This window comes from Planococcus koreensis (assembly GCF_004761975.1).
Taxonomy (GTDB): Bacteria; Bacillota; Bacilli; order Bacillales_A; family Planococcaceae; genus Planococcus; species Planococcus koreensis.
This window is the reverse complement of the sequence record NZ_RQII01000030.1, coordinates 1-23423: the sequence shown is the minus strand read 5'-3', so window position 1 is coordinate 23423 and position 23423 is coordinate 1. Positions and strand designations below refer to the sequence as shown.

Sequence of the window (23423 nt, the reverse complement as noted above, 5' to 3'; positions counted from 1 at the left end):
ATTACAGTTCTGTATCAAATGGGTTTGTTGATATACATCCAACATTATAGAGGAATAAAGTAATAGCTGATTGGGCCATATCCAGCTGTGGAGAACGTCGTTTAATTTAACACATAAATGTTCTATCCGCAAATTATTATCATTCTTGTGCAAAAAGAAAAACCGGCCATTTGGCCGGTTTATTTCTTCTCGGACAGCCATTTCGCTACAGCTGTCGCTTCTTCGCCTTCAATGATTCCCGCAGGCATTGCCCCGCGGCCATTTTCAATGACACCTAAAATCTCTTCTTCTGATAACCGGGCACCGACATCATTCAACGGCGGGAAGTTCCCTTGCCCTTCGAGATTTTCACCATGGCAGGAAATACAGTTTTGCTGAACAACTTGTTCAGCATCCACAGCTGCCGTGTCTCCGTCTCCTGAGTCTGCAGGCGGTTCAGCAGTATCTTCTCCGCCTCCGCATGCTCCAAGAACCAATGCAGAACCGAATAATAAAGCCATCAATTGCTTTTTCATTCAATGTTCCTCCTCGCTATAGTATCTATCTAATACAGTATATACCAATACTAAGCTCTTTTGAAACCCTCTCCTAGCACTTCCGCCGCATCAGACACTATGACAAATGCGCCAGGGTCGACATCTTTAACCACTTTTTTCAGCCGGGTGAACTCCGTCTGATGGACAACCACAAGAAGGATTGGCTTTTCCGCTTCTGTATAGCCGCCTGTTGCTGTCAGCTTTGTTACGCCCCGGTCAATTTCTTCATAGATGGCATCGCGCATTTCGACTTGTTTATTGGTGATAATATAAACAAGTTTCGATCTGCCGAAGCCGACTTGCACCAAGTCGATCGTTTTCGTCGTCACATATAAACCGACCAAAGCATATAAGCCTTTTTCAATATCAAAGACAAGCGCAGCTGCTAGCACAATCAGTCCGTCTATGAGCGCTACACTGGTGCCTAACGTGAAACCGGTATACTTCGTGATAATCTGCGCAGCTAAATCGGTTCCTCCAGTTGATGCATTGCCGCGGAAGACGATGCCAAGCCCAAGCCCGACAAGAATCCCTCCGAACAAAGCACCAAGCAGCGGATTCAGCGTCCACGGTTCCCAGGCTTCTGTCAAAAAGACCACAAACGGCAGGAATACCGTACCCACTGCCGTTTTGGCACCGAAATTACGCCCAAGCAAAATGACGCCGGCAATGAACAACGGAATATTGAACGCCCATTGAACGAAAGCCGGCTTCCAGTCGAAGAGGCCTTTTAAAATTGTACTGATGCCGCTCACACCGCCTGAAGCCACTTCATTCGGCAGTAAAAATACATTAAAGGAAATTGCCACAATTGCGGAGCCGACGATGATACTGAAATATTCACCAAAGATCCGCAGCAGCGGATGCGGATCTTTGCGGTTGCGTTGTTTGTTTTTCATCATGATGGTTTGAATCCTCTTTCCTTTATATGCTCGTTAACCCTGTCAGAGTATACCAAAGGAAGCGCCGCTTGTGAACTTCATCAAGATAAAGCAGGATGCCATCTATCTCATTATGGAGCGTATAAGCTAGCCGATATTCCGCAAAACAGCCCCGCTAAAACATATGCTCCTGCATCGCTTCACTGCTCCCTTGGGAGTCGGAACTATTTTGCTTCATATCTGGAGAACCTATAGACATTGCAGAAAGCATATCTTTCGTCTTTTTCGGTAAACGAAATGATTTTCTATATTAAGAAATACCTTTGAATGAAGCGGAAGGCGGCGACTCCTGCGGGATTAGCGAGATAGACGAGACCCTGCAGGAGCAAAGCGACGAAGCGGCTCGGCGCTCGCCCCGCGGAAAGCGTCCGTCTGAAGCGAAATGCAAAACAACCATTTAAGTTTCTCAACAGTCTGAAAAGCCCGGAAGCGTTTTTCGCTTCCGGGCTTCAGCTTATTGCATTTTTGAACGCAGCAAAGAATTGATGAAGCCGTCAATATCGCCATCCATGACAGCTTGGAGATTGCCGGTTTCGTAATTCGTGCGATGGTCTTTGACCATTGAATAGGGGTGGAATACGTAAGAACGGATCTGGCTTCCCCAGCCGATTTCCTTTTGTTCTCCACGGATTTCAAGCAATTGCTCTTCCTGTTCCTGTATCTTAAGAGCATATAATTTCGCTTTCAGCATCTGCATCGCTTTCTCGCGGTTTTTAATCTGTGAGCGTTCCTGTTGGCACGTCACAACCGAATTGGTTGGAAGGTGAGTGATGCGGACAGCGGAATCTGTCGTGTTGATGTGCTGGCCGCCGGCGCGCTTGCGCGGTACGTATCAATCTTCAGATCTTCCGTACGGATATCAATTTCGATTTCACCGGTAAATTCCGGCATCACTTCACATGATACGAACGATGTGTGGCGGCGTCCCGAAGAATCGAAAGGTGAAATGCGTACGAGGCGGTGCACGCCTTTTTCAGCTTTCAAGTAGCCGTAAGCATTGTGGCCTTTGATGCTGAGCGTGACCGATTTCACACCCGCTTCGTCTCCAGCCAAGTAATCCAAAGTTTCTACTTTGAAGCCGCGCTTTTCAGCCCAACGCGTATACATGCGAAGCAGCATTGAACACCAATCCTGAGACTCGGTGCCGCCTGCGCCTGGATGCAATTCCAAAATCGCATTGTTTTTATCATAAGGCTCGCTGAGCAGCATCGTCAGTTCGTAATCGGCCAGTTCTGAAATGAAAGCTTTCATTTCGGAAGCCAGTTCGTCATGCAATTCTTCATCTTCTTCTTCACGCAATAATTCCAATGTCATTTCCAGGTTTTCCTGGGTTTCGACAAAGTTATGGTAGGTATTGACGATTTCCTTTAAACCGTTCGCTTCTGAAATGACCACTTGCGCTGAATCCTGGTCGTTCCAAAAATTCGGGTCCAACATCATTTCGTCCAGTTCCTGAATGCGGGCTTCTTTGTTCTCTAAGTCAAAGTGACCCCCTAAAGTCGGCCAATTTGCTGGCGGATTTGTCGAGTTCATTGCGGATGCTTGCTAATTCTATCATTATAAGTTCCTCCTCAAAATAACACCGAAGAGCATTCGCTCTTCGGCATGGCTTGCTTGTTATGCTGTTGTCGTACCGTGGCAATTCTTATATTTCTTGCCGCTGCCGCAAGGGCAAGGGTCGTTGCGCCCTACTAAAACATCCTTGCGTGCGGGTTCTTTTCTTTTAACTGCCGCTGGCCCATCCTCTTTCGGATTAACCGCTTGGCCTTTCGCAACTTCTTCACGTTCCAAGTTGCTGCGGATTTCAGCCTTCATGGCGTATTTTGCCACATCTTCTTCGATCGCCTGCACCATTTCCTCGAACATCGCAAATCCTTCTTGTTGATATTCACGAAGCGGGTCATTCTGTGCATACGCACGAAGGTGAATCCCTTGGCGAAGCTGGTCCATCGCATCGATGTGGTCGATCCACTTCGTATCGATTGAACGGAGAAGGACGACTTTTTCGAATTCGCGCATGCGGTCCGACGTCAATTCCTCTTCTTTTTCATCGTAGCGTTTATTGACAGCCGCCGTGATGAATTCGATCAATTCCTGCTGGTTCTTGCCTTCAAGGTCAGCCAAAGTAATGGTATGTTCCGGCAGCAGATTCGCACCGATCAATTCAGACATCGCTTTCAGATTCCAGTTTGCCGGTTTTTCGTCAACTGTGTGGGCATAGACCATGCGTTCAATTGAACTATCGATCATTTTTTCCACTAGCGAACGCATATTGCCGGTTTCAAGAACTTCCATCCGTTCTTTATAGATAACTTCACGCTGCTGGCGCAAAACATCATCGTATTGCAGCAAACGTTTCCGTGCGTCAAAGTTATTGCCTTCTACCCGTTTCTGGGCGGATTCCACAGAACGCGTCACCATCTTCGACTGAAGCGGCTGTGAATCATCCATTCCCAATTTGCCCATCATCGAACGCATTGCATCAGAGCCGAAACGGCGCATCAAATCATCTTCCAATGAAAGATAGAATTGCGTTACACCCGGATCTCCTTGGCGGCCTGAACGTCCGCGCAGTTGGTTATCGATGCGGCGGGATTCATGGCGCTCTGTACCGAGCACCGCAAGGCCGCCCGCTTCGATGACGCCTTCTCCAAGCTTGATATCCGTACCACGGCCTGCCATGTTCGTCGCAATTGTCACTGCGCCTTTTTGGCCGGCATTCAAAATGATTTCCGCTTCGGAAGCGTGGTTTTTAGCGTTCAAGACAGAATGCTTGATGCCTTCTTTTTTCAGGTAAGCTGAAATGATTTCTGAGGTTTCAATAGCTACCGTACCGACAAGCACCGGCTGGCCATTTTTATGGCGCTCAGCGATATCTTCTGCAACCGCTTTGTATTTCCCAGCGATTGTTGCATAGATCAAATCGACCCGGTCATCACGGATGATTGGTTTATTGGTCGGAATCGTAATGACGTTCATATTGTAGATATTGCGGAATTCCTCTTCCTCTGTTTTCGCTGTACCGGTCATCCCGGACAATTTCGAATACATACGGAAAAAGTTCTGGAACGTGATCGTTGCCATCGTCATTGACTCGTTTTGGACTTCAAGGCCTTCTTTTGCCTCAATTGCCTGGTGCAGGCCATCAGAATAGCGGCGGCCTTTCATCAAGCGTCCTGTAAATTGGTCAACGATGACCACTTCGCCGTCCTGCACTACATAATCGACGTCGTTATGCATCGTCACTTGAGCTTTCAGTGATTGGTTCACTGCATGGTTCAAGCGCACATGCTTCATGTCGAATAAATTATCGATGCTGAAAGCTTTTTCGATTTTCTCGATGCCTTCCTCCGTCAACACGACGCCTTTTGTTGTTTCATCAAACGTGTAATCCGTGTCTTTCATTAGAAGGCGTGCAAACGCATTTGCCTGCATATAAAGCTGGGCCGCTTTTGCTGCTTGACCTGAAATGATCAATGGAGTCCGTGCTTCATCAATCAGAATTGAATCGACTTCATCGATGACTGCGTAATTCAGCGGACGCTGAACCATATCAGTTTTATAAAGCACCATGTTATCGCGCAGATAATCAAATCCAAGCTCATTATTCGTGCTGTACGTGACATCCGCCGCATAGGCTGCTCTTTTTTCATCTTTCGTCAAGCTGTTCAAATTCATGCCGACTGTCAATCCGAGCCATTCATATAAACGGCCCATTTCAATCGCATCGCGGCTTGCCAAATATTCATTGACTGTTACAACGTGAACGCCTTTTTTAGCAAGTGCATTCAAATAGACGGCAAGTGTCGATGTCAAAGTTTTACCTTCCCCGGTCTTCATCTCGGAGATATTCCCTTCATGCAGGGACACTGCCCCCATGATCTGAACGCGGAAAGGATACATGCCAAGAACACGCTTTGATGCTTCGCGGACTGTCGCGAATGCCTCAGGCAGCAAATCATCCAATGTTTCGCCTTTTGCATGGCGCGCCACAAACTCATCCGTTTTCGCTTTTAACGCGTCGTCGGATAAAGCAGCATAATCTGCTGCCAATGCTTCAACCGAATCCGCTGTCTTTTCTAATCTTTTCAAGTCCCGTTTGTTCGGATCGAATACTTTATTCAATACTCCAAGCATATATAACCGCTCCCTGTATAGTGTCTGGCTGTCCCTTAATGAGATGCCAAAACGCTTTTGCTATTGTGTAATAATCTGCAGGCACAATAATGCTATTGCCGGTGCGCCTTTTCTTAGTAATCCATGACAAAAATTCTCATGACTCATTTTAACACTGCAAAGAACCCTGTGCAAATAAACAAGAGTCCATTTATAGGCTTGTTAAGCATAATCACCATAGAAAAAAGCCTCTCGCTAGGAGAGGCTTTTCATCTGACTCAGCTTGTTTCGATCAAGCCGTATGTTCCATCTTTTCGTTTGTAAACGATATTTGTGCCGTTTGATTCTGCATCGGTGAAGACAAAGAAATTATGGCCAAGCATATTCATCTGCAGAACCGCTTCTTCTTCATCCATCGGTTTCAAATCAAATTGCTTCGTGCGCACAATTGTCAGATCCTCTTCTTCCTCTTCTAGAGAATCGAGGACTCTCGTTTCGTTTTCAATTGATGCAAACGCTGTGCCAAGGCTTTCGCGGTCACGGAATTTGCGGTTGATGCGTGTTTTATATTTTCTGATTTGGCGTTCCAATTTGGCAACGATCAAATCGATAGCTGCGTATAAATCTTCATGGCGTTCTTCCCCGCGGAGCACCAGGTTCTTCATTGGCACTGTAACTTCCGCTTGAGTCTGGCTGTTATTAATCGTTTTTAAGTTAACCATAACCGTAGCATCAGTTCCTTCAGGGAAATAACGTTCGATTTTTTCAACTTTCTTTTCAATATGTTCGCGAATTGCTGGAGTTACCTCAAAGTTGTCGCCTCGAATGTTAAATAGTAGCATGTTAACTCCTCCTTCTATTAGCTTACACGGTATTATTTCTATAACTTCCCTTAACATTCCTGCTTAAAACGTGAAAAGTTTCAAGTTCGTAAAGATTAGGTAAATAAATTAATAAGGAGATGAAAATTATGCTAAAAAACAAAATTATTGTTGTCACCGGTGCTGCACAAGGCATCGGAAAGAGCATCGCAGAGCATTTTGCAGCACAGCACGCTACAGTCATTGCATTGGATATTGAAGAAGTGAAAATCGACGGGGTGGAATTCCGGAGCTGCAATGTCGGCAACTTCAACGAAGTGATTGAGACATTCGCCTCTATTAACAAAGACCATGGCGCCATACACATTCTCATTAATAATGCGGGCATATCCGAATTCAAATCCATATGGGAAGTGGATGAAAAAGAATGGGACAGAGTTTTGGACACTAACCTTAAGAGCGTGTTCATCTGCAGCCGTGAAGCTGCAAGGTTCATGACCGACGATATCCGTTCCATCGTCAATATGACTTCAACACGAGCTTTCATGTCCGAACCCAATACTGAAACGTATTCGGCCTCTAAAGGCGGAATTTACGCGTTGACCCATTCATTGGCCGCCACGCTTAGCGAAAACAGTATCCGGGTCAACTCTATCGCTCCGGGATGGATCCATACCGGAGATGAAAAAGATTTGCGTTCCATAGACCACCAGCAGCATTGGAGCGGCCGCGTTGGAAAAGTTGATGATATTGCACGTGCATGCCTGTTCCTATGCGATCCGAAGAACGACTTTATCACCGGCGAATGCTTGAAGATCGATGGCGGCATGACCCGTAAAATGATTTACGAACATTAAGAAAAGAAATAGGCCTGCCGTGCCGGCAGGCCTATTTCTTTTCTTTCAAAGCTTTCACTTCATCCGCGATGAACATTTCACGCACAGCGTCCCGCGATAAGTGGAGGCCGTAAATCCACCCCCCAGCCGCTTCTTTCTTCCATACGACCAGGCAATCCGCGTTGATTGTTTCATTCGCAATGGCGAACGAAATGTTCAAGGTGTCAGCATGGCCAGGAAATTCATCGTCTACAAACACCCGTGCTCCAGATGGCGAGATATCCAGCAGCAATCCGAATACGGCATTTTCCTGCCCAGACTTGAATTTCAAGCGGATTTCTGGTGGCTTGCCAAAGGCATGCCTGAAACTTTCCGTTCTGTCGAAAACCATGATTGCCCTCCCCTGCTTATGCGCGGATCAAGGTAAACAGCTTAATTTCACCGGCTCCCGCCATTTTCATTTCTTTTGCAGCATGGCGCATTGTCGTGCCGGTTGCATACAAATCATCGATTAATATGATTTTATCCGGAATCGGCTTGCCGTTCCACTCGAACAACTTCGTGCTTTCCAAGCGTTCCTGACGGCTCTTTTCACCTTGTACTTGAGCTGTTTTTGACAAGAGATGTGTAAAGGGCAACCCCGCAGACGCCAGCAGTTCATCTACTTGTGAAAAAGTCCTTTGTTTCAGCTTTTCTGTATTCATCGGTATCGGCACCAGTATGGCATCAACTTTGCAGAGAGCTTCGTTGATTTCTCCTGAAAAGACTTCCGAAAGAACAACGTCTTGCAGAAATTTATATTGATGCAAATAAGTTTTCATCGCGTCGTTATACACATATAAGCTTTTGCCGGAATGCACCAGACCCGCAAATTCAGTCTTTTCCCATTCGCTGCAGTCCCGGCATATTCCTCCCCCTGGAAGTCCGCATATATTGCAGCCACCTTTTGGCACCCTGCAGAATTCAGCTTTGCACGATGGACAGGCTGTTTCGGCAAAATCACGAAAGAACAGGCTTCGCCAAGTTGGCTCATGCCTCATTTTCTGGTCGCATAAATAACAATTCAGCGCATTCCCCTCCTGTTGTAAAAGCTTATCATCGATTTTGCTTTGTCCATTTCCCGGGAAATACCATCGTGGAAAAAGCTTATATCGCCCGCCGGATAAGAAATTGAACGCCCAGCCCTCCCAGCAATCTGAATCAAAGCGGAAGAATTAAAAAGTGCATCGTCCGCCCCGACTACCGCTACTTGCACATTCGGTATGGTGATGCCACGTTCCAATATGGTCGACGTTAACAGTCCGGGGATGTCTCCATTACGCAAGGCCATAACTTTTTCCTTGCGCTGAAAATCTTTGGAATGCACCGCTTCAATGCGGACATCCAATTTTTTGAAGAGCGGAATACTGTGCTCAATCAATTCGATCGTCGGCAAAAATAGCAGAAATGGCTCTTGTTTCGCGATGCGTTCCTCGACCCACACGACAAGCTTTCGAGGAATGGCGTTGCGCTCCAGTTTTTTCTTATACCTCCAAAGCGGCTTGAATTTCGGTACTGGCAGATCATGGCCGTGGAAACGCCTGAAGATTTCGGAGCGGTTTGCTGTTGCTTTCAATAATTTATCAGAAGGTGTCGCTGATACAAATACAATCGGCGAATCCGGTTTTGCTGCTTTCAATACAGCCCGCTCCAAGGCCTCGTCAAAAGAATAAGGAAACGCATCCGCTTCGTCGACAATCATGACATCGAACGCCTTTTCGAATCTGTACAATTGATGTGTCGTCGAAATGACGATATCCGCGAAACCTTTTTCTATTGGGGCACCGCCATACAATGTATGGACGGTCGTTGACGGGAACACCGCACGGATTCTCGGCGACAGCTCCAGAACAACGTCCGTGCGCGGTGCCGCGATGCAGATGCGGAGCCCTTTTTGGAGCGCATCGAATATCGGCTGGAAGAGCAATTCCGTTTTTCCCGCTCCACAGACCGCATAGACCAGATGATTTTCTTTTCTTGCCAAGCTGTCAGCTACTTCTGTCGAAGCAGTTTTTTGGGCGGCAGTCAGGGTGCCGCTCCAATTGAATGAATGGTTCAGATGAAGTTTAGGGGATGGGGACGCCCAGGAGATCAATTCCGTACAGGAACTGATGCGCCCCATTTGAATGCAATGCCGGCAATAAAAACAGACGCTGCCGCATTTCGCACAATTATAAGATAGGATTTTATGAGAGGATTTTTCCAGGCAGCGGGAGCATTGGCCGTCTGCTGTGATGCCTTTGATTACGAGCAAATCGCCTTTGGCAATGGCGCGTTCGATTTGTTCTTCTGGGAAAGGGGTGAAATCTTTCAGCCATATTCTTCCCGTGAAAAATGCTTCCAATTCATTCATCCGCATCTTCCTTCCATATTATAAGTGGCTTTGGCTGGTTATTTTCTAACCCAGCCCAAGCCCATTGCGCCTTCTCCTAAATGCGTTCCGATGACCGGCCCGAAATAAGAAATACCGAATTCCACTTCGGGGCATTCCAGTTTTAATTGTTCCATCCATTTTTCGGCTTCTTCAGGACGGTTGGCATGGATTACTGTCGCCTGAATTTGGCCGCCAGCTCTTACATCGTCTTTTAACAAGTCACCGATCCGCTTCATCGCTTTCTTGCGGGTGCGGATTTTCTCAAAAGGAACAATCACTTTTTCTTTAAAATGGAGCAGCGGCTTGATTTGCAGCATACCGCCCACAATTGCTTGTGCATTCGACAGGCGGCCGCCCCGGCTCAGATGCATCAGGTCTTCGACCATGAAATAGGCGCGCATCGACTTTTTCATTTCATTCAACTCCGCGATGATAGTCGCGGCATTTTCTCCGGAATTGGCCATTTCTGCAGCCTTGACTGCATAAAACCCTTGCATCGCACATGAAATTTCTGAATCGAACGAATAGACAGCTGCCCCTTCTACAAGATCATTTGCCTGAACAGAACCATTGAAAGTTCCACTGATGCCGCTTGATAAGTGAATGGAAATAATCTCATCATGATTTTCAGCCAGTTTATTGTACAAATTGACAAATTCACCTAATGGCGGCTGGGATGTTTTGGGCAATGTGCTGCTCACTTTTTTATAAAAATCATCAACATGCAATTCCTCTTCTTCTGCATAAGACTCTTGGTTAAAAGTCACTTGCAGCGGAATCATTTCGATATTTTTCGCTTTCCGGACATGCTCCGGTAGATAAGCGGTACTGTCGGTTACAATCGCTGTTTTCAATTCTATCAGCCTCCATTGCCAGTTTAACAAAAATAACGTTATAAAAATACATAAATAAGCAGCCGTAATCCCAAGCAATTGGAGATGAAAACAATAAAGACAGGATGCGGCGCAAGTTCCGCCATATCCTGTCTCCTTCTAGTTCATCCGCAGCTTGGGGCATCGCCTTAGCTTCCTTCTAACCGTTCTGTGCCAAATTTATTGGCTGCCGATAAAGTGGAGCGCACTGACAAGCCAGTTTCCTTCTTCTTTCTTGAAGACCACTACCTGTCTGCCTGTCTGCCCGGTGCTTTTATCGGAATTCGGATCTTTCATCTCTACATCGATTGTTGCGTATACTTCAGCGCGGCCCGCTTCATACTTCACAATCGTTTCATCAGAAGTCGTATAGGCCGTATCGTATGCAGCAAATGCTTCTTCCAAAGCCTTCTTGTCTTCATCCCGGTCAAAGCCTTCCGGATTTTCGGAAATCACTGCCATATACCGCTCCGTATCTTCTGCATTGAATGCTTCGATATATTCTTTATAAGAAGCTAAAATCGCTTTTTCTTCTTCAGCTGGTACTTCTGCCTGCTGCACATTGCCTTCATCGTCCAGTGTAAAACCGACTTCTCCGCCGTCTTCAATGCCATGCCCGACAGCGTTATTTTCAGCAGAAGCATTGCCATCTTCTGAAGTATTGCCGTTTTCAGCCGCTTCTTCTTCACCTGAACACCCTGCCAAAACAAGGATGAGTCCTGCAGCTACTAGATATTTTTTCATCACGCATTCCTCCTGCCGTCAATTTTGCCATAGCTCGCCATCAAATACAATGAAGAAACTGTGTCTAAACGCCATAGAAAAAAGCCTGCATTTTCAGCAGGCTTTTAAACATTTTTAACGTACTTCAACCCAGCCATTTTTAATTGCTGTGACAACCGCTTGTGTACGGTCATTCACTTGCATTTTTTGAAGAATGCTGGAAACATGGTTTTTTACCGTTTTTTCAGAAATGAACAAAGTTTCACCGATTACACGGTTGCTTTGGCCATCTGTCAAAAGCTGGAGCACTTCGCTTTCACGTTTTGTCAGCAAATGATATGGGCGGCGAATTTCAGTTTGATGGAAAGAGCCTTTGTTTTCACGTTCGCTTAAACGCCGGAATTCCATCACTAAATTGCGTGTGACTTTCGGATGCAGGTACGATCCGCCTTTAGCCACTACTTTAATGGCCTGGATAATCGCTTCTGCGTCCATTTCTTTCAGCATATAGCCAAGTGCACCTGTTTTAAGGGCATGTGTCACATAGGACTCATCATCGTGAATCGACAGCATAATGACTTTCGCATCCGGGAAGTTCTCGATCAATTCGCCCGTTGCTTCTACACCATTTTTCTGTGGCATGTTGATATCCATCAACACGACATCCGGCTGGTATTCTTCGTATAATTTAAGTACTTCTGTTCCGTCTCCGCCTTCAGCGACGACTTCAAACGAGTCTTCAAAATCCAGAATGCGTTTAACTCCTTCGCGGAACAATTGATGGTCGTCAATAATAATAATCTTCGTCATTATGTTGTCCTCCTCAATACCGTCTCTTAACTTTCAGTCTCCAATGGAATCTGGAACATCAATACCGTGCCGTTGCCAGGCGAGGAATTGATGAAAAACTCACCGTTCACCAATTCAATGCGCTCTTTCATGCCCAACAGACCAAATGATTGGTTTTTCACAATGCTTTGGTCAAATCCAGCTCCATTGTCTTTTACGATCAGCGTTACATGGTTTTTCAGCCATTCCACTTTCACTTCTATCTGAGAAGCTTTGCCGTGCCTTACTGCATTGGTGATGGCTTCTTGAACCAGCCTGAAAATGGCAGTTTCGTAATTACTGGGAAGCCGCACTTCATTGCCGTTCGACTGAAAGTAAAGTTTGGTACCCTTGTTGTAATCTTCTGTAGTTTCAAGATATTTCTTTAATGTCGGTACAAGCCCCAGATCATCCAAGGCCATGGGCCGCAAATCGTAAATGATTCTTCTCACTTCAGTGAGCGCATCGCGTACCATTTCTTTTAATGATTTAATCTCCTGAAATGCCAGTTCCGGTCCTTTTTCCCGGTAAGTCCGTTCGATCAGGTCCGAGCGGAGCAGCACATTCGCCATCATCTGGGCGGGGCCGTCATGGATTTCCCGCGAAAGCCGTTTTCGTTCTTCTTCTTGCGCTTCAATAATGCGCAGGCTATAATCTTGCTTTAGCTTGGCTTTATCAATCGCTTCACCAACGTCTTCGTAATTGGAAGTCAAATAGCTTATCGTCACGTTCAGCCGGTTGGCAAGATGCTCGGCGCGTTCAATCGTCTGAAGCAGTGATTGCAGGCGGCGCTGCAGCCGGTCCCGTTTTTGGCGATACTGTTTTTCTTCAGCCCGGTTTTCCGCCAATTGCACTTGCAGCCTATTTGCCTGTTCATACGCTTGGCTGACCTGGTTTTCTGAAAGTGTATCAAAAAACTTTGAGACTTCTGCTAGACGCCTTCGCGCCGCGCGTGTCTTGTCTTCCAAAAGGTCGCCGGCCTTTACAATCCGTGTGATGTTCGACCGGACATCTTCGAGCTCATTTTTCATATCTTCATAACTTTGGCGACTTTGTTCACTGATGACGAAAATATCCTGCTTCGAACTTTCCATTCTATCCAGGACATCGCCGAAAATGGAATCCAGTGCTTTCACATCGTATTTTTTAGCCATTTAAAAACCGCCTTAGCTATACTGAACTGTATATAGGGGTAAAATCTGTATACCTTTATGCCTGTTACGACTTAAACTAGTATATCACTTTATAAGCAAATCCATATTAAAAACACATTACATATTATCTGATTACATTTTACACCAGGAGGCGTTAAAATGCGAGAAAATTACAAAACTATCGGCGAAATGAAATCATGCGAAATCATTATACAAAAATCCCGTTTTATCGGTTATGCAGCACGTGCTGAAACCGAAAAAGAAGCAATCGATTTTATTGATTCCATTAAGGCCAAGCATCGCGGCGCCAATCACAATTGTTCAGCCTATATAATCGGTGAACATAATATTATCCAAAAAGCGAACGACGATGGGGAACCTAGCGGAACGGCCGGCGTCCCAATCCTGGAAGTGATAAAAAAACAAGGGTTAAAAGACACAGTAATTGTTGTCACCCGTTATTTTGGAGGCATCAAGCTTGGCGGAGGCGGATTGATCCGCGCTTATGGAAAAACAGCCAGCGAAGCAATTTTGGCCTCAGGAGTGGTAGAACGGCGACTGCATTACCGGATGAACGTCTCGATTGACTATACATGGCTTGGCAAAATTGAAAATGAGATACGCCAATCCGAATATCCACTGGATGACATCGTATACGCTGAAGGAGTGGATTTGCACATCTTCGTTCCAGTTGAAAAAGAAGACGATTTCATCACATGGATTAACGAATTGACCAATGGCCAAGCCGACATCAGGGCTTTGGAAAATAAATTTTTGGAGTTTAATTCCATTTAATCAATTATCATTTACGTATCATTTAACTCAGTATATAATAGATAGAATCTATGTATGCCACTTTGCATACAATGCTGATTTAAAATCGGAAAGATTGGATCGATCGAATTCTATACTCGGTTAACCCATTCCTATTAAAGAGGAGTTTTAACCATGAACCGTAAAAAATACCGCAAAAGCAAAAATGAAAAAAAACGCACCACGATTAAAGTATTGATAACCCTAGCCTTATCAGTTCTCATATGCGGCTCTGCGTATGGTGTATATTTAGTGAAGAAGGCAGAGAATGCTGCAGGCAACGCCTTCGAAACTGCCGGCGACCGCGGCAAATCCGACTTGCGCGACGAGCAGGTAGAACCGCTGCATGATAATGTCTCCGTTCTTTTCATCGGCGTCGACAACAGTTCAAAACGGGAGCAAAGCGAAAGCAGTACGCGATCTGATGCATTGGTGCTGGCGACTTTGAATAACGAAGACAAGTCGATCAAGTTAGTGAGCATCCCGCGTGATACGTATACTTTCATTCCGGATTCTCCGAAAATAAGCAAGATGGATAAAATCACCCATGCTTATGCTTATAACGGGCCTAGCTCAACGATTGAAAGCGTTGAAGAATTATTGGATGTGCCTGTCGATTATTATGTACGCATGAATTTCGATGCATTCATTGATGTTGTCGATGCACTCGACGGCATCACAGTAGATGTTCCTTATGATTTAAAAGAACAAGATGAAAACGATAAAAAAGATGCAATCGTACTCGAAGAAGGATTTCAGACATTGAATGGCAGTGAAGCGCTGGCATTAGCCAGAACACGCCATTACGACAATGACATCGAGCGAGGCAAGCGGCAGCAGATGATTATTGAAAGCATCATGAACCGAGTGCTTTCCGCTTCTTCTTTGACTAAATATGGTGATGTCATCGATGCAATCGGCGACAATATGAAAACCGATATGACGTTCAAAGATATGCAATCGTTCTTCGAGTATGCGAAAGACGGAAAACCCAATGTTGAAACATTGACGGTCCAAGGATACGACGATATGTCAACCGGCACTTACTACTGGCAACTCGATGAAGAGTCTCTTTTGGAAGTACAGGATATCTTGCAAAGCCATTTGGGATTGAAACCAGATACATCGAATCTTTCAGACAATAGCCAAACCAAGTTTGCAGAAAACCCGGAAGATGACGAGGATTATTAAAGCCGCAGCTTTGCTGCGGTTTTTCTTTTGCCATTAACCAAAAAAAAAATCTGAAGCGCAGAGCGCTTCAGATTTTTTATTTCCCGATAAGTTTGACAAGATTGATAAGCGGCCGGTAATTCTTGCCCGCAAGCCCTACCACTTCGACAAACAATTCGATGGCAATGAGCATAACGCTGATTAATAGAATTCCACCCCATAAGGTCGCTTGGGAGAAAAGCAATGCTGCTAATCCGAATAATGCCGCAATGCCGTAGATGATCAAAACGGTCTGCCTGTGCGAAAATCCGATATTCAATAAGCAATGGTGCAAATGCGATTTGTCAGCAGCCGAAATCGACTGTTTTTCACGAACCCTGCGCACAATGGCAAAGAATGTATCCGATATCGGCACGCCCAGCATAATAACCGGAATGATCAATGCCACTACAGTGATGTTTTTAAAGCCCATCAAAGCGAGCACTGAAATCATGAAACCAAGAAACAATGCCCCTGTATCACCCATGAAGATTTTTGCAGGATGGAAATTATAATACAGGAACCCGATTGAACTGGCGGCTAAAATCGCAGCCAGCGACATGACAAATGGGTCGCCCATGATGAAAGCCATGATTGCCAATGTGGTCAATGCAATTGTTGAAACACCGGCAGCGAGCCCATCCAGGCCATCGATCAAATTGATTGCGTTCGTTATTCCAATAATCCAAATGATGGTCAACGGGATGCTGAAATAACCGAAATCCAGCTCGCCGCCAAACGGCAAGTTAATGAACGAAATTTCAAGTCCGCCACCTACGACAACTATAGCCGCAGCAAGAAATTGGCCCAGCATTTTTGCTTTTGCTGTAATTTCGTACATATCGTCCAATACGCCTGTTACCGTAATAATTAAGGCCCCGATTAAAATAGCTGTTGAAATCGGGATAAATGCCGGTTCTACAGCGTTTGAAATCGATTCTTCCGGACGAAGGATGAAATAGCCGATGACAAACGATCCGAATATTGCTAATCCGCCTAAACGCGGCATAATTCTCGCATGTACTTTTCTATAATTGGGACGGTCAACTGCTCCTATGCGAAATGCCAACCGTTTTACAATCGGAGTGAGAACTATAGAAGCGATAAATGCCAAAACCAGTGTAAGGTATAGCATGCCTTTCCTCCTCGAAACTTCTTTTACCACATATATATCCAATTTTTATTATAACACGCAATAGAAAGATTACTAGATTTATGATCAAAATTTACAATTCTTTACTTACAAGACGCATAAGCCACATAAAAGTTTCACGATTAGTTTTCTCAATCGCCGCCCGAATTATAGGAACGGAAATCAGCAATCAATTCTTGCTCTTTTTCCCTGCTTAACCCCGCTTTCAATTGTCTATTCTCCTGTCTCTGCAGCCATTCCCGGATATCCCTGGCCGTTTCATTTGCCGCCCGGCATTGGAGTCCCGCTTTTTTCGCTTTCGCATTTTGCACTGTTATAAAGCCCTCAGGATGTTCATCGGAAATCGGTATCCAAAGCGGAATGTCAAATGGCTTGATGCCTTCTCTCAATAGAAAAGCATCATCCACCCAAACTGCATCCGCCTGTCCGCTGCCTACAGCCGTTGTAAATTCCTCCATTCCCACTGCGTCAGCGGCCACATTGAATATCCCACTGCCCTTTTCCTCTGCTTGCTGAATGACAAAATCCGCCAAATCCCTTGCATCGATCCACTGTACTTTTCGTGGCTTGCTCCCCGGAATCAATGCTTCTCCGCTCTCCGCCAATTTTTTTGCCCAAAACGTGAAGCGGTCAGTAGGATCATAAGGTCCCGCGACGATGCTCGGCCGCACGATCAAAGCACGGCTGCCAAAAGCATCCATCACTATTTTTTCAGCTTGCACTTTTAACGCCCCATAAGTTTCACCGGTCACTTCATCATTTTCCACATGCTTGTCTGATACCTCTGAGGTTTCAGTAGGTGCTCCATTGCTGTAGTCACTGTAAACCGATATGGTCGAGATGAAAACGTAAAGTTCCGTTTTAATATGTTTGAATAGCGGCGCCAAATCTGCTGGTGTATAAGCACACGTATCAATCACTGCATCCCAGGCTAGACCAGATAATTTCCCAGCATCTTTTCGGCGGTCGCCTGTAATATGGCGCAATTCCGGAAAAGCATCCGGGTTGCTGACGCCGCGGTTAAACAAGGTCACCTGGTGGTCCGCCCGCAAAGCAGCTTCTACAATATGGCGCCCGACAAAAGAAGTCCCGCCTATCACTAGAATATTCATGTAATCGCCTCTTTCTTCTCAGTATCTCTATTTTGTTTAAGTTTTCTGATAACGTGATATAATACTGGTAAAACTACCTATGCATTAACTTAACCGATTCCCTGCCCTTTTGCCAAAAGCTTTGAAAAGCAATTTGCATTAATCCAACACATTTCAAATAGGGGTGCAAAATCAATGAACGGCAATCATCAATTTTATGCAGGCTTGACTGACTGGACGCCATGGGATGAAGCTGAGGTGTTGAAGATGCAATACGGTGAACGCGCCGTATTGGCCGAGTTGATCACATGTACAGGACTGCTTGTCGACTTATCAATGGACCAACATACAGAAGTGCGAAAAGGCGTAGCTGCCAATCCCTGTACGCCTGCTTCAACTTTAAAACGGTTGGCTGAGGATGACTTTTGCAGCAGCGTTCAGGAGACTGCGAAAAAGACATTATCCAATCTACCAGAATAACACCCCGAAAACTTTCAATTCACATTGAAAGTTTTTGTTCGTTCTATTAACTACTTTCCCCTTTATTCCCGAGACTTTAAACGGCAATTGCTTAAATGGGCAGGGAATAATCTCAATAATTTTTAAAGTTTAAAAAATCCGCTTTCTCCTATATACTAATACTTTGTGCAGAGTTAATTTAGATAGGAGCCTTACATGGAAAAGAAAACGCTTACACTAAATGAATCCATTACGATTGGCCTTATGCTTTTCGCCTTGTTTCTTGGGGCCGGCAATATAATATTTCCACCTTATCTCGGCCAGTTGGCTGGCGACAATATCGGTATTGCTTTAGTCGGCTTTTTGTTGACCGGAGTCGGCTTGCCGCTGCTCGGCATCCTCGCTATCGCGAAAGCCGGCGGAGATCTTCAAACGATTGCGGGCCGGGTCCATCCAATTTTCGGTATCGTTTTCACCGCGATTGTTTATATGGCCATCGGGCCTTTCTTCGGCATTCCACGTACCGGAACAGTCGCTTATGAAATTGGCATTGCCCCATTCCTATCAGTTCAGCAACAGGCTTCTTCATTGCCGCTATTTCTGTTTACACTGTTGTTTTTTACCATTGCGGTGCTTTTTGCCTCGAATCCGACTAAACTTGTCGACCGCATCGGTAAAATACTGACACCGATACTGATAGTGGTCATCGGCATGCTTGCTGTCAAAAGCATCCTTACACCAATGGGCTCGATTAATGCTCCAGTTGGCACTTACACAACTGAGCCGTTTTTCGAAAGTTTTCTGCAAGGCTATTTGACCATGGACGCGATTGCGGCGCTTGTTTTCGGCATTGTCATTATTCAAGCCATCCGTGCCAAAGGCGTCACTGACAAAAACGTCATCTTGAAAACTACGGCATTCGCCGGTGCTATCGCTGCTGCCGGGTTGGCTGCGGTCTATCTATCTTTGGGCTATATCGGCGTCACAAGTGTTGACGCAATCGGGCTGCAGGATAATGGAGGCAGCATTATCGCAATGTCAGCTCGGATTTTATACGGTGATTTCGGTGGAATCATCTTAGCTGCCGCGATTTTATTCGCCTGCCTGACAACTGCAATCGGTCTGATCTCGGCTAGTGCCCAGTTTTCCAATAAGATCTATCCAAAGATTCCTTATATTGCTTACGTACTCATTTTTGCAGCATTCAGTACAGCTGCAGCTAATGTCGGCTTAACTCAATTATTGGCCATTTCATTGCCGGTGCTGTTGGCAATATACCCTCTGGCGATAGTCTTGGTAATTTTGTCATTCTTTGATTATGCATTCGGCCGAAAACCTTTTGTTTACATCATTCCATTGATGTTGACAGGCATTATAAGTGTCTTTGACGGGCTTCGGGCTGCCGGCATTGAATTTCAGGCAATCGATGCCTTGCTTAACAATATCCCATTGCATGAACAAGGCATCGGCTGGCTGCTGCCAGCTGCAATCGGCACAATTATGGGTGTCTTCATTGCACGAAGAATGATGAAATGAAGTTCATAACAGAAAAGACCGAATGCCCTGCAGAATTGCTGGGCATTCGGTCTTTTTAAAATTTAAATAGATTTAGATAGGGATAATTTGTTATTAGAAAAGTTTAGGTGATGGCGGAGTATCGGATTTGCGCTCATCGCCATCAAAATTGCGGCGCGTCCCATCCGGATTAAGCGGCTCTTCGTAGTCGCCATTTTTGCCTCTCAGCAGATGCTCTTCTTCTGAATCACGTCCGAATGGAGCTGGCCCAAGATTAGGATCGACTCCAGGTGATTGCTCATCCTGTCGGCGGTTGACACCTTCTTCACGGTTCAAGTTATCATTTCCTTTTTCTGTGCCAAGCGCAGGCTCATGTTCCATCAATTTTTCAGATGGCGAACTTTCATCAAGTGTCGGCCGGTCTGTTGTCGGATGGATATTTTCACCTTTTAAACGGCTGTCTTTACGCTCGTCCCCATAGTTTGGCTCACCATATTGTTCCTCGCGCGGAACAGCCGTAGTATATATTTCACCGGAATCCTTTCTGGAAGGATCACTGTAATCTGTTTTGATGTCTTTATCAATCAACTTTTCGTCAGTATGTCTTCTGCCGTCTTTTTCAATATCTCTGCCGAACGGCTCTAAAGCGGTATTGCGTTTTACTTCATCGCTGTCTAAGGCACGCGTGTCGTCACCGAATGAAGATTGGTTATCGCGCTCTCTGGATATTGACCCACGATCTGTGTAAAGGAGAATTCCGCCTCTTTCCAGATCCTGCTGATAAGTATCGATTTCCCGCTGTTCCAAATCAAGATTTTTCAATTCTTCCCGAACGCTGTCACGACCAGTGAAAAATGATTTGAATTTGCTTCCAACACCGCCTGCGTTATGCGTATGGACGCCATCGAGGTCATCAGAAGCGCCTAACACCGCACTGTCTTCCACAAGAACGTGGATGTCATTTTCGCTATAGCCGCGCCCTTTCAACTCTTCAATTCTGCTTCTTAGCTCTTCCGGACTGTATACTAATTCAAAATCACGGTTTGTCGGTTCCATCTAAATCAGCCTCCTGTTTAATAGGTATTAATTCTTGTCTACCCCGCCATCCCGAAATCTGAAACATATGAGTTATCCGATCAAGGAACGGCTAAAGAACTTCCATCAATCGAACTTTTAAAAAAAGCCCTGCCTACTGGAGGCAAGACCTTGTATCATTTGTATTTCTTATCGCTCGACGAATGGCGTTCGCTTTCAGTCATGCCGCCTCTCGCTTTTTCTACTTCCGGCTTTTGCTGGGTAGTGAAAGATACATGGTGTTCATCGACGACAAGGTTCGGATCATGCTGGAAGCTCTCGCCTCTCGCAAAACGGTCTTCCTGCTCGTCAAAATTATTGTCTACAGAATTCACGAACTCATTTGACGACGGCTCGATTGGATTGCCTTCACGGTCACGCAACCCTCCTGCATGGATGACTTCGCTGATATTGTCCCGGCTTTGATCGACATAAACTAAAATGCCGCCTTTTTCCAGGTCTTCTTGATAGCGCTTCTTATCTTCATCTGTCAAATCCAATGCTTTGACGCCGCCTTTGCCAAAAATGCCTTTGAATTTTTCAGAAAAACCACCAGTTTCTTCTATTTCAATGTGAGTGCGCTGCTCTGCTCTTTCGAAGCGGTCCTCGTCCTCTGCCATTAAATGCAGATCTTCTTCGCTGTAACCCTGTTGTTTCAGAGCATCGATCTTCCTAAGCAAATCTTCCTCTGAAAATAATACGGCTAGAACTTGAATATTTGAACTCATGCAAATAACCTCCATGGGAATAAAGTATTTTCAACACTTTACCCTTCTTCAGCCAATGCCTAAACTTGCCGAACAGAGGCAGCTCTCTAAATTAGAAAAACTAATTTCAATTTTTTGTTTCGTAAAAATAAGCTTGAAAAGAGAATTTTTTATTATTACCTATCCTTTCTTCGGAAAGTTGGCCTACGAAAAGGATTTAATTGCGTAGATTCTTCTTAATTAAACTATTCCATGCGTTAAAATACATTATAAATTTTCCATTACTAGGTATAATTTACCTTTTAAAATTATTACCATAAATAGGTCTTAAAAAGGCAGTTTATTTCGAAAATTGATGATATCATGGAAATACGAAGTTTTTTGGAATATATTATTGTTATTGGAGGCGGATACCATAGTACTAAATAATCTATCATCGCTCTCTTATCCAGACCCCTCAGTTTTGTCGGATAAGAACTCTCCAACATGGATGATTGAAGTTCTTCCCATGCAGATGGAAAGGAGAGAATCAATGGATACAGGTTTACGCCTTAAATACCATAGGCTTAAAAAGAAAATCAGTTTAGAAGAAGCTGCATCCGGAATCATCACCCCTCGGGAGCTTAAGAAAATCGAAACCGGTGCAAAGGAACCTGCTTTAAAAGAGTTGGAAGCCCTTTGTAAAAAACTCGAAATCCCACTCGCTCCAAAAGACAATCCCGTAGGAAAAGTACTAGTTAAAAATTTCAAAACCTCTTTGCTGCACCCACAAAACAAAGGAAAAATCATGGAATTGTATTCTGATATCCACGATCACCCGCTGCTTCACGTAAACGAAGACATCGAACTCGAATACAACATTCAGCAAATCCGTTATTTCATCATCACTGGCGATTTAGACAGTGCCGAGGAAAAACTGAAAAGCATGGAACATTTCAAGGAATTCATGGACCAAGAGCAATTCTATTTATTCCATAAATACAACGGCAATTATCATTATATTTTAAATGATTTTGAAGCAGCATTAAAAACATACTTAATGGCTGAAAAAATCGTGCCTAACTCAGTATCCCCTTCTGAAAAAGGAGATTTGTATTATTCGATCGGGATCTCCGCTTCACAATGCTGGGAAACTGAATTAGCTTTCAAATATACTGACATGGCATTAAAAACATATCAACAAGAATTTATCCCTAAACGCATTGTAGAATGCCATATGAATATGGGGGTAATCCATACACGGTTCGGAAATTATAAAACAGCTTTAGAACATTATAAAAACGCACTCACTATTGGAAGAAAGTTAGAAATTGATATTTTACGTTTCACTACCGAATACAATGTTGGTTATTTATATCTTCTAAATCAACAGTTCAGTTTGGCTATTAGCCATGTGGAAGAAGCTTTAAATTATGTGCCTCAAGAATATACTGCAGACATTCTTTTGAGTTATAGCGTATTAATAATGTCTGAATTAGAATTAGGGAATTTTGAAGCGGCTAAAGCATGGGCAATCAAGGGTTATAATTTGATTGTTTCAAAAAATTTAAGCATAAATTCACCAACCAGTGATATTTTCAAAATAGCTTTTAGACAAAACATGGCTTTATTTTATTTGATAAATGAAAATTATGATGAATTTGAAAGCATTGTTGTTAATTATTTAATACCTAGTTTAGAAGATTACAAAAGTTTTTATGAAATGGGATATTTTTATAACGAGTTGGGTAATGTATACTACAAACAGAAGTTTTTTGAAAAATCAGCAACTGTTTTGAAAGAATCTCAAAAAGCTTTTAAAAACTTAATAACATTCAGATGAGGAGTGAAATAAATGAAGAAGACTACTAAATTTATTTTCGCATCAATACTAGTAATTTCAAGCTTACCTGCTATTTCAAATTTATCTGAAAATGAAGCTGCTCAAAGTCGTATCCCTGAACCTTGGTCTGTTGGATCTGAGTTTGCCCAAAGCCGCATCCCTGAACCCTGGTCTGTTGGGACAGAGGTTGCCCAAAGCCCAAGAACATGCCGATGATCATGAAAGCACGAGAGATGGCACGCCGGCGCGTGAAGACACTTTGGTCATCAGCACACCCGCCAGGAGAAAAATGCCCCCCATTAGAATTAAACCGTTACGTCGAAAAATCGATCATAGGAAA

Annotated in this window: 22 protein-coding genes and 1 pseudogene; 7 read left to right on the top strand and 16 right to left on the bottom strand. The window is 44.4% G+C overall.

The window, feature by feature from the left end; genetic code table 11:
• Positions 1–179: 179 nt before the first annotated feature.
• From cccB to hpf, 5 genes and pseudogenes are all read right to left on the bottom strand, one after another.
• A complete protein-coding gene (cccB, locus tag EGV91_RS07630; RefSeq protein ID WP_135502304.1) occupies positions 180–515 on the bottom strand; it encodes a cytochrome c551 in 336 nt (111 codons plus the stop codon).
• Between the two features lie 50 nt (positions 516–565).
• Positions 566–1438, bottom strand: coding sequence for a YitT family protein (locus tag EGV91_RS07625; protein WP_135502302.1), 873 nt, complete (start codon positions 1436–1438; stop codon positions 566–568).
• A 493-nt stretch (positions 1439–1931) separates the two neighbouring features.
• A pseudogene (gene prfB / locus EGV91_RS07620) lies at positions 1932–3032 on the bottom strand (peptide chain release factor 2).
• 62 nt (positions 3033–3094) lie between these two features.
• Positions 3095–5614 (bottom strand): preprotein translocase subunit SecA, encoded by a 2520-nt coding sequence (secA, locus tag EGV91_RS07615; protein WP_135502300.1) that lies wholly within the window; start codon positions 5612–5614, stop codon positions 3095–3097.
• Positions 5615–5871: 257 nt separating this feature from the next.
• Entirely contained in the window at positions 5872–6435 is a 564-nt protein-coding gene (gene hpf, locus EGV91_RS07610; RefSeq protein WP_135502299.1) for a ribosome hibernation-promoting factor, HPF/YfiA family, read from the bottom strand.
• 128 nt (positions 6436–6563) lie between these two features.
• On the opposite strand from hpf, the gene EGV91_RS07605 reads away from it, so the two are divergent.
• Complete coding sequence (locus EGV91_RS07605) at positions 6564–7271, top strand: SDR family NAD(P)-dependent oxidoreductase (RefSeq protein ID WP_135502297.1); 708 nt, start codon at positions 6564–6566, stop codon at positions 7269–7271.
• A 31-nt stretch (positions 7272–7302) separates the two neighbouring features.
• Here EGV91_RS07605 and EGV91_RS07600 read toward each other — a convergent pair whose 3' ends face one another.
• From EGV91_RS07600 to EGV91_RS07570, 7 genes are all read right to left on the bottom strand, one after another.
• Complete coding sequence (locus EGV91_RS07600) at positions 7303–7641, bottom strand: PilZ domain-containing protein (protein WP_135502295.1); 339 nt, start codon at positions 7639–7641, stop codon at positions 7303–7305.
• A 16-nt stretch (positions 7642–7657) separates the two neighbouring features.
• Positions 7658–8071 (bottom strand): ComF family protein, encoded by a 414-nt coding sequence (locus EGV91_RS07595; protein WP_135502293.1) that lies wholly within the window; start codon positions 8069–8071, stop codon positions 7658–7660.
• 242 nt (positions 8072–8313) lie between these two features.
• A complete protein-coding gene (locus tag EGV91_RS07590; protein ID WP_135502291.1) occupies positions 8314–9642 on the bottom strand; it encodes an ATP-dependent helicase ComFA in 1329 nt (442 codons plus the stop codon).
• 38 nt (positions 9643–9680) lie between these two features.
• Entirely contained in the window at positions 9681–10517 is an 837-nt protein-coding gene (locus tag EGV91_RS07585) for a DegV family protein (RefSeq protein ID WP_135502289.1), read from the bottom strand.
• A 198-nt stretch (positions 10518–10715) separates the two neighbouring features.
• Complete coding sequence (locus EGV91_RS07580; RefSeq protein ID WP_135502287.1) at positions 10716–11279, bottom strand: DUF4440 domain-containing protein; 564 nt, start codon at positions 11277–11279, stop codon at positions 10716–10718.
• A gap of 114 nt (positions 11280–11393) precedes the next feature.
• On the bottom strand, positions 11394–12068 hold the full coding sequence (locus EGV91_RS07575; RefSeq protein ID WP_135502285.1) for a response regulator: 675 nt from the start codon (positions 12066–12068) through the stop codon (positions 11394–11396).
• 26 nt (positions 12069–12094) lie between these two features.
• Entirely contained in the window at positions 12095–13240 is a 1146-nt protein-coding gene (locus EGV91_RS07570) for a sensor histidine kinase (RefSeq protein ID WP_135502283.1), read from the bottom strand.
• A 159-nt stretch (positions 13241–13399) separates the two neighbouring features.
• On the opposite strand from EGV91_RS07570, the gene EGV91_RS07565 reads away from it, so the two are divergent.
• Both EGV91_RS07565 and EGV91_RS07560 read left to right on the top strand, forming a co-directional pair.
• Complete coding sequence (locus EGV91_RS07565) at positions 13400–14035, top strand: YigZ family protein (protein ID WP_135502281.1); 636 nt, start codon at positions 13400–13402, stop codon at positions 14033–14035.
• Between the two features lie 153 nt (positions 14036–14188).
• Positions 14189–15244 (top strand): LCP family protein, encoded by a 1056-nt coding sequence (locus EGV91_RS07560; protein WP_135502279.1) that lies wholly within the window; start codon positions 14189–14191, stop codon positions 15242–15244.
• A gap of 76 nt (positions 15245–15320) precedes the next feature.
• Here EGV91_RS07560 and EGV91_RS07555 read toward each other — a convergent pair whose 3' ends face one another.
• Positions 15321–16397, bottom strand: a complete 1077-nt coding sequence (locus tag EGV91_RS07555) for a glycosyltransferase family 4 protein (protein WP_135502277.1) — start codon at positions 16395–16397, stop codon at positions 15321–15323.
• 149 nt (positions 16398–16546) lie between these two features.
• On the bottom strand, positions 16547–17527 hold the full coding sequence (locus EGV91_RS07550; protein WP_135502275.1) for an NAD-dependent epimerase/dehydratase family protein: 981 nt from the start codon (positions 17525–17527) through the stop codon (positions 16547–16549).
• 174 nt (positions 17528–17701) lie between these two features.
• Here EGV91_RS07550 and EGV91_RS07545 point away from each other — a divergent pair, with 174 nt between their 5' ends.
• Together EGV91_RS07545 and brnQ are read left to right on the top strand one after the other, a co-directional pair.
• Positions 17702–17986: a hypothetical protein gene (locus EGV91_RS07545; protein WP_135502273.1), complete on the top strand. Its 285-nt coding sequence runs from the start codon at positions 17702–17704 to the stop codon at positions 17984–17986.
• 195 nt (positions 17987–18181) lie between these two features.
• Complete coding sequence (brnQ, locus tag EGV91_RS07540) at positions 18182–19501, top strand: branched-chain amino acid transport system II carrier protein (RefSeq protein ID WP_135502271.1); 1320 nt, start codon at positions 18182–18184, stop codon at positions 19499–19501.
• A 93-nt stretch (positions 19502–19594) separates the two neighbouring features.
• Here brnQ and EGV91_RS07535 read toward each other — a convergent pair whose 3' ends face one another.
• Positions 19595–20536 (bottom strand): YflT domain-containing protein, encoded by a 942-nt coding sequence (locus EGV91_RS07535; RefSeq protein WP_135502268.1) that lies wholly within the window; start codon positions 20534–20536, stop codon positions 19595–19597.
• Between the two features lie 155 nt (positions 20537–20691).
• Positions 20692–21282, bottom strand: a complete 591-nt coding sequence (locus EGV91_RS07530) for a YflT domain-containing protein (RefSeq protein ID WP_135502266.1) — start codon at positions 21280–21282, stop codon at positions 20692–20694.
• A gap of 511 nt (positions 21283–21793) precedes the next feature.
• Here EGV91_RS07530 and EGV91_RS07525 point away from each other — a divergent pair.
• Together EGV91_RS07525 and EGV91_RS07520 are read left to right on the top strand one after the other, a co-directional pair.
• On the top strand, positions 21794–23083 hold the full coding sequence (locus tag EGV91_RS07525) for a tetratricopeptide repeat protein (RefSeq protein ID WP_135502264.1): 1290 nt from the start codon (positions 21794–21796) through the stop codon (positions 23081–23083).
• Between the two features lie 12 nt (positions 23084–23095).
• The gene (locus EGV91_RS07520) at positions 23096–23299 is read left to right on the top strand and encodes a hypothetical protein (RefSeq protein ID WP_135502262.1); all 204 of its coding nucleotides are present in this window, start codon (positions 23096–23098) and stop codon (positions 23297–23299) included.
• Positions 23300–23423 lie beyond the last annotated feature (124 nt).